This window comes from Actinomadura sp. CNU-125 (genome assembly GCF_001942465.1).
Taxonomy (GTDB): Bacteria; Actinomycetota; Actinomycetes; order Streptosporangiales; family Streptosporangiaceae; genus Spirillospora.
On record NZ_MKJY01000289.1, the window covers coordinates 1 to 6551 of the forward strand.

At 75.3% G+C, this 6551-nt stretch carries 7 protein-coding genes; 4 read left to right on the top strand and 3 right to left on the bottom strand.

What is annotated here, in order from left to right:
• A partial coding sequence (locus BJF79_RS29220; protein WP_075902190.1) for an MFS transporter occupies positions 1-1133 on the bottom strand: 1133 nt, incomplete at its 3' end.
• Between the two features lie 221 nt (positions 1134-1354).
• On the opposite strand from BJF79_RS29220, the gene BJF79_RS62140 reads away from it, so the two are divergent.
• The 4 genes from BJF79_RS62140 (at position 1355) to BJF79_RS29235 (ending at position 4396) form a co-directional block, all read left to right on the top strand.
• Positions 1355-1636: a lactonase family protein gene (locus tag BJF79_RS62140; RefSeq protein WP_262402730.1), complete on the top strand. Its 282-nt coding sequence runs from the start codon at positions 1355-1357 to the stop codon at positions 1634-1636.
• Entirely contained in the window at positions 1627-2388 is a 762-nt protein-coding gene (locus BJF79_RS29225; protein WP_262402731.1) for a lactonase family protein, read from the top strand. The genes BJF79_RS62140 and BJF79_RS29225 overlap by 10 nt, the downstream gene beginning before the upstream one ends.
• Before the next feature lie 114 nt (positions 2389-2502).
• Positions 2503-3885, top strand: a complete 1383-nt coding sequence (locus BJF79_RS29230) for an NADP-dependent succinic semialdehyde dehydrogenase (RefSeq protein WP_075902192.1) — start codon at positions 2503-2505, stop codon at positions 3883-3885.
• 91 nt (positions 3886-3976) lie between these two features.
• On the top strand, positions 3977-4396 hold the full coding sequence (locus BJF79_RS29235) for a hypothetical protein (protein WP_075902194.1): 420 nt from the start codon (positions 3977-3979) through the stop codon (positions 4394-4396).
• Between the two features lie 31 nt (positions 4397-4427).
• On the opposite strand, the gene BJF79_RS29240 is transcribed toward BJF79_RS29235, so the two are convergent.
• Together BJF79_RS29240 and BJF79_RS53940 are read right to left on the bottom strand one after the other, a co-directional pair.
• The gene (locus tag BJF79_RS29240) at positions 4428-5762 is read right to left on the bottom strand and encodes a HEAT repeat domain-containing protein (protein WP_075902196.1); all 1335 of its coding nucleotides are present in this window, start codon (positions 5760-5762) and stop codon (positions 4428-4430) included.
• Between the two features lie 22 nt (positions 5763-5784).
• The gene (locus tag BJF79_RS53940; RefSeq protein WP_143220318.1) at positions 5785-6231 is read right to left on the bottom strand and encodes a hypothetical protein; all 447 of its coding nucleotides are present in this window, start codon (positions 6229-6231) and stop codon (positions 5785-5787) included.
• Between the last annotated feature and the right edge of the window lie 320 nt (positions 6232-6551).

A 6551-nucleotide genomic window follows, 5' to 3' on the forward strand; every position in this document is an offset into this window, starting at 1 on the left:
GAGGACGAGCGCGAGCGCTGGGCCGATCGTGTCGCACAGCGCGCGAGCGCGGCGGCCGTCGCGCCGGACGCGGCGCCCACCATGCCCTGCGCGGAGATGACGCGGCCGCGCAGGTGGCCGGGGCTGTCGAGCTGGACGCGGGTGCTGACGGTGGTGTCCAGGACGACCGCCGCCGCGGCGATCGGGATCATCACGGCGCCGAACACCAGCAGGGTGGGCGCGCCGCCGCTGAGGATCTGCAGCGCGGCGCAGATCGTCGCGGCGATCAGCAGCAGCCGCAGCGGCAGGCGGAGCCGGGACGCCGCGTAGACGCCGCCGAGCACGGTGCCGACGGCGAACGCGACCGACAGCGCGCCGTAGCCGGAGGCGCCGCCGTCCAGCGGGCCCTCGGCCATGGCGGCCATGGTGACCTGGTAGTTGCGGCCGAGGCTGCCAAGGACGAACGCCAGCCCGAACATGATCAGCATGCGGGGGTCGCGCAGCACGTACCGGAAGCCCGCGACGATGCCGCGCTCGCCGGGTTCGGACGGCGGCAGCGGGTAGAACTCGCGGCGGCGCATCAGCGACAGCGCGACCAGGACGGCCACGAAGCTGGCGGCGTCGGCGAAGAAGACGGCCGGGACGCCGAACAGGGGGATCGCCGCCCCGGCGAGGCTCATCCCGAGGATGCGCCCGGCGGAGCTGAGCATGGAGCCGAGGGCGAGCCCGTTGGACAGGTCGTCGGGGCCGACGACCTCGGCGCCGAACCGGCCGAGGGCCGGGGAGGTGAGGGCGGTCGCCACGCCGGTGGCGAGCGAGATCGCGTACAGCGGTCCCACGCCGGACGGTTCGCTGAGCGCCAGGAAGCCGAGCAGGACCGCCAGCAGCAGCTTGACGCTCTGTCCCGCGGCCACCACCGAACGGACGGGCAGCCGGTCGGCGATCACGCCGCCCCAGGGGCCGATCAGCATGGTCGGCAGCGTCTGCATGACGAGCCCGAGGCCCATGCTGGTCGCCGAGCCGGTGATCGACAGGATGAGCCAGTTCAGGGCGAGGACCTGCATCCACGTCCCGGTGATCGAAACGAAGTCCGCGGTGGCCCAGAGCCGGTAATTGTGATGGCGCAGTGCGCGCAACATCACCGGGAGCTTCAAGGTCTTCTCCCCCCAAAGGAATGCCAAAGCGCATTAAACGCCACATACTTCGCAGACCTTGCCAAATCGGAGAAGTGTGAGGGGTATGTCACGTTTGTCCCGCCCATCGGCGTGTGAGCTGCGACTTCGCGCGAGCGCCGCCGTCCGCCGCGTTAGGCTCGCCTCCGGCCGTCCGACCGGGCGGCCGGTTCGGTAGACGGCACGGAAGACGGGGGTCCGGGGTGGACGAGCGGGCGTTCTGGGTGGGTACCTACACCGGTGACGCGGGCGGCGGCGCGGGCGTCTACCGGGTCCGGAGGCGGGCCGACGGAAGCCTCGCCGACGTGCGGCTCGCCGCCAAGGCCGTGTCCCCCTCGTACCTGGCCGTCCACCCGGGCGGCCGCGTCGTGTACGCGGTGCGCGAAGAGGACGCGGGCGGCGTCGCGGCCTTCGAGGTCGCCGGGGACGGCCTGCGTGAGATCGGCGGCGGGACGCGGGCGCGCTGCCGTGCCACGTGTCGGTGACGCCCCGCGGCGGGCACCTGCTGGTCGCCGACTACGGGTCCGGGACGGTCCGGGCCGTGCCGCTCGGGCCGGACGGCGGCTTCGCGGGCGAGCCCGTCGTGGCGCGGGGCCACGGCACGGGCCCGGTGACCGACCGGCAGGAGGGCCCGCACGCCCACATGGCCGTCACCGCGCCGGACGGCCTGGTGCTGGCCGCCGACCTCGGCGCCGACCTGATCCGCGCGTTCCGGCCGACGGACGGCGGCCTGAGCCTCGCCGGGGAGACGCCCGTCCCGGCCGGATGCGGCCCGCGCCACCTGGTGTTCCACCCGAGCGGGCACGTCTACGTGATCACCGAGCTGGCGGGGACGGTGCTGGTCCTGCGGCCGGTCGGCGGACCCGAGAACGGGTACGCGGCACTGGAGCTGGTCGGCGACTCGCCCGCGCTGGCCGACCCGGACGTCGATCTCGCCCAGTGCGCCGCGATCAAGCTCGGCGCCGACGGCCGGTTCCTCTACACCTCCACGCGCGGCGCCGACGTCGTGACGGCCCACCGGATCGTCGCCGACGGCGCGCGGCTCGAACCCGTCGCCGACGTCCCGTCCGGCGGCGCGTGGCCCCGCGATCTGCACGTGGACGGCGAGTGGCTGCACGCCGCGAACGAGCGGAGCGGCACGATCGCCACGTTCCGGATCGGCGCCGACGGCGTGCCCGTCCCGTCCGGGGAACCCGTGGAGGTGCCCTCGCCGGTGTGCGTCGTGCCCGCCCTCTAACGTTCCAGGATGGGCGGGCGCACCGACCCGCGTCCGCCCGCCCGGCCGGCGGTTTTCCGGTTCCGCGCCCGGGCACCTCCCGAATGAATCACTACATTCAGGGAGTGTCCGGACATGACGACGATCGCCACGACCAATCCCGCCACGGGGAAGGTCGAGAAGACCTTCGACGCGGCCGCGGACGAGGAGATCGACCGGCGCATCGCGCTGGCCGCGCGGACCTTCGCGACCTACCGCACCACCGAGGTCGCACGGCGGGCCGAGTGGATGACCGCGGCCGCCGACGTCCTCGACCGGGAGGCCGGGGAGATCGGGGCCATGCTCACCACGGAGATGGGCAAAACCCTCGCGGCCGCCGAAGCCGAGGTGCACAAGTGCGCGAAGGCGTGCCGGTTCTACGCCGGGCACGCGGCGGAGTTCCTCGCCGAGCACCGTCCCGCCGACCCCGCCGACGTGGGCGCACAGGACGCCTACGTCCGCTATGAACCGATGGGCCCGGTCCTGGCGGTGATGCCATGGAACTTCCCGCTCTGGCAGGTCGTCCGGTTCGCCGCGCCCGCGCTGATGGCGGGCAACGTCGGGCTGCTCAAGCACTCCTCGAACGTCCCGCAGACCGCGCTGTTCCTGGAGGACCTCTTCCGCCGCGCCGGGTTCCCCGAGGGCGCGTTCCAGACGCTGCTGATCGGCTCGGCCAAGGTCGAGCGGGTGCTGCGCGACCCCCGGGTCAAGGCCGCCACGCTCACCGGCAGCGAACCCGCCGGACGGTCCGTCGCCTCGATCGCCGGGGACGAGATCAAGCCGACCGTGCTGGAACTCGGCGGCAGCGACCCGTTCGTGGTGATGCCGTCGGCCGACATCGCGGCGGCCGCGCGGACCGCCGCCGACTCCCGCTGCCTCAACAACGGGCAGAGCTGCATCTCGGCGAAGCGCTTCATCGTCCACGAGGACTGCGCCGACGAGTTCCAGGAGCTGTTCGTCGAGGCGATGCGCGGCAAACGGGTCGGCGACCCCATGGACGACGGCACCGACATCGGCCCGCTGGTCAGCGAGGACGGCCGCGCCGACGTCGAGGAGCTCGTCGCGGACGCGGTCGGCAAGGGCGCCCGCGTGCTGTGCGGGGGCGAGCGCCCGGACCGTCCCGGCTGGTACTACCCGCCGACCGTCCTCACCGACGTCACCACCGAGATGCGGGTGTTCCACGAGGAGGTGTTCGGGCCCGTCGCGTCGCTGTACCGGGTCCGCGACCTCGACGTGGCGATCGAGCTGGCGAACGCGACCGGCTTCGGGCTCGGCTCGAACGCGTGGACGCGCGACGCGGCCGAACGGGACCGGCTCGTCCGCGAACTGGACGCCGGGCAGGTCTTCGTCAACGGGATGACGACGTCGTACCCGCAACTGCCGTTCGGCGGCGTCAAGCGCTCCGGGTACGGGCGGGAACTGTCCGCCGAGGGGATGCACGAGTTCTGCAACGTCAAGACGATCTGGGCCGCCGCGTAGGAACCGGCGCCCGTTACGTCCCACGTAATCGCCGCGGTGACGCGTCCGCTTCTAGCGTCATGGTCATCGGCACGACGAGAGGAAGATCCCGATGACCACGACCACCACCACGACCGCGGCCCGTTCCGTCACCGGCGGCCCGCGTCCGCTCCGTCTCGCGCTTCGCCTCGACGCCGCCGTCACCGCCGTCAACGGCCTGGCGTACCTGGCGCTCGCGGGCCCGGTCGACGACCTGCTCGGCCTGGACCCCGGGCCGGGACGGGCGCTCGGCGCGTTCCTGCTCGTGTACGCGGCGGCCGTGTGGGCGGTGTCGGCGCCCGCGCGGCCGCACCGGCTCGCCGTGACCGCCGTCGTCGAGGCCAACCTGCTGTGGACGGTGCTGAGCGTCGCGGCCGTCGCGTTCGGCTGGTTCTCGCTCGGCACCGCCGGTGCGGTGTGGGCCGTGCTGCAGGCGGCGGTCGTGGCGGGCTTCGCGGCCGTGCAGTACACGGCCCTGCGCCGGACCCGCTGACCCCGCCGCCGGTGCCCGTCACCGGTCGGGGTCACCCGTCCGTGTGGACGTCGATCGCCTTCCCCTGGACGTCCGGGTGCGGCGAGCCGCGCAGGTCGTCCAGGACGGCCCGCCACTCGTCCGGCCAGCCCGCCGCCGAGCCCACCGCGACCGTGACGCTCACCGCCAGCAGGTGCGCCGTCAGGTGCCCCCGCCCGGCGAGGCGCCGGGCGGCGGGCAGCGGCAGGGACGGCGGCAACGGCCGCCTCCCGTACCCGGGGGCGAGGATCCGGCGGAGCCGCGAGTCCGATTCCGCGACGAGCAGCGGCCGGTCCCGCAGGAGTTCGGCCAGGGCGTCGAGCGCGTCGGCGAGCTCGTCCGCCGACGCCGCCCGGACATCGGCCAGCGGCGGGAATTCCCACGTCAGGTCCACGACCTGCGGCAGCAGCAGCGGCCGGTCGCCCAGCAGCTCGATCGTCCGGCGGACCAGGCCCGCCCGCGGGTCGTCGTGCGGATCGCCCCCGCGGGTGCCCCCGATCACGGAGACGAGAGAGAGCAGGCGGCGCCGGCCGGGCCCCGCGGACCCGGCGGCGGGCAGCAGCCGGGCGAGGACGTCCAGGATCTCCGCACCGATGATCCCGGACGTCACGAGGCCCTGCACGATCTGCAGATCGGCGTCCCCGGCGGGGTCGTCCGGGTCCCCCACGGTCGCGAGGAGGTCCTCGAACCCGCCCTCGTACCAGTACGCCCACGTCTGGAACGCCCCCCGTGCACGGAACCGCACCCCGGGGCCGTCCGCGGCGCCGAGGAGCCGCCGGACGAGCGCGGCGTACCCGGGCCGGTGAGCGGGCGCGTACTCGTCGGGCCGCGCCTGGAAGAGGGTGCGCAGCAGCGGTTCGGACGCGTACGGACCGGCGGCGTCGTCCAGGGCGGTGAACGCCCGCGGGTCGTCGGGGAACCGGCGCAGCGACGCCGCGACGGCGACGCGCACGTCCCGGTGCAGGCCGGGATCGCGCCACGCGCCGAGCAGCGCGTCCACGGCGCCCGGCGGACGCAGCCGCTCCAGCAGCCGCGCGGCCTGCTTGCGCATCGTCACCTTGGCGTCCGGGCCGGTCAGCGTCCCCGCCAGAACGGGACCGAGCGCGGACGGCGGCACCGCCGCGCAGCATCCGGCGACGGCCGCGACCGCGTACGGCGAGCCCGCGCCGCGCGCGTGCCCGAGCAGCAGGCCGAGCGCCTCCGCCGGACGGTCCGTCCGCGCCATCGCCTCCATCGCGGCCTCGGCCTGGACGGCGTCGCCGCCGCCCGCCCGCGCGGCCAGGTCGCCGAGGACCCCCGGGAGGCGGCCGAGGGACCCGACGGCCGCGATCCGCGCGTCCGCGGGCACGTCGCGTCGTCCGCGACGCCGTTCAGCGACTTTTGCACCCGCTCGGTCTGGCCGGGCGTCCAGCGGCCGGGGTCCTGCGGGCGCACCGGCGGCGTCCGCTCCCCGATCTCGGCGCCGCCGAGCAGGTCGGTGCGGCGGCCCGCGACGACGCGCCACACCGCGGGCAGCCCGATCGCCGCCGGGTCGCCGCCGCGAGCCGCGCGGCCCGCTCCGCCCGGTGCGCGGGGTCCTCCAGCCAGACCTCGGCGGCGTCCGCCGCGCGGTCGCCGGAGCGGTCGAGCGCCGCGGCGCACAGGTCGTCCTGGAGCTCGGTCAGGCCGAACGCCCGGCGGTCGAGGGACCACGCCAGCTCGATCGCGAGGCCCGGGCTCGCGCCGCTCGCGGGCGGCGCGCAGCCGCGGGCGCAGGACGTCCAGCAGATCGTGTTCGGCTCCGCGCGGCAGCACGAGGTCGAGCCAGTGGTCGTCATCGTCGAGCTGCTCGGTGCCGCACCGCGCCACCAGCCGGTCGTACACCCCGTACGCCCACGGCCGCAGGCCCGGCGCGTGGGAGAGGGCCCGGTCGGCGAGGTCGCGCAGCGCCCGCCGGGTCCCGGGCGAGGAGTCGCGGGATCCGACGGCCGCGGCGGCGAGCCCGTCGAGCGGTTCGGCGAGCGCGCCGTCCAGGAGCGCGACCCGGGACGGACGCGAGCGCTCGATCAGCCCGCGCGCATCGGATCGCGCTCGTTGCGGGTGCGTTCCGCCAGGTCGCCGACCACGCCGGCGCAGGGTCGCGACGTCGCCGGTGCGG

Bases quoted from the DNA above. Each gene is read 5' to 3' on its own strand.
- BJF79_RS29230 (WP_075902192.1), top strand. From the start codon at position 2,503: ATGACGACGATCGCCACGACCAATCCCGCCACGGGGAAGGTCGAGAAG.
- BJF79_RS29235 (WP_075902194.1), top strand. From the start codon at position 3,977: ATGACCACGACCACCACCACGACCGCGGCCCGTTCCGTCACCGGCGGC.
- BJF79_RS53940 (WP_143220318.1), bottom strand. From the start codon at position 6,231: ATGACGACCACTGGCTCGACCTCGTGCTGCCGCGCGGAGCCGAACACG.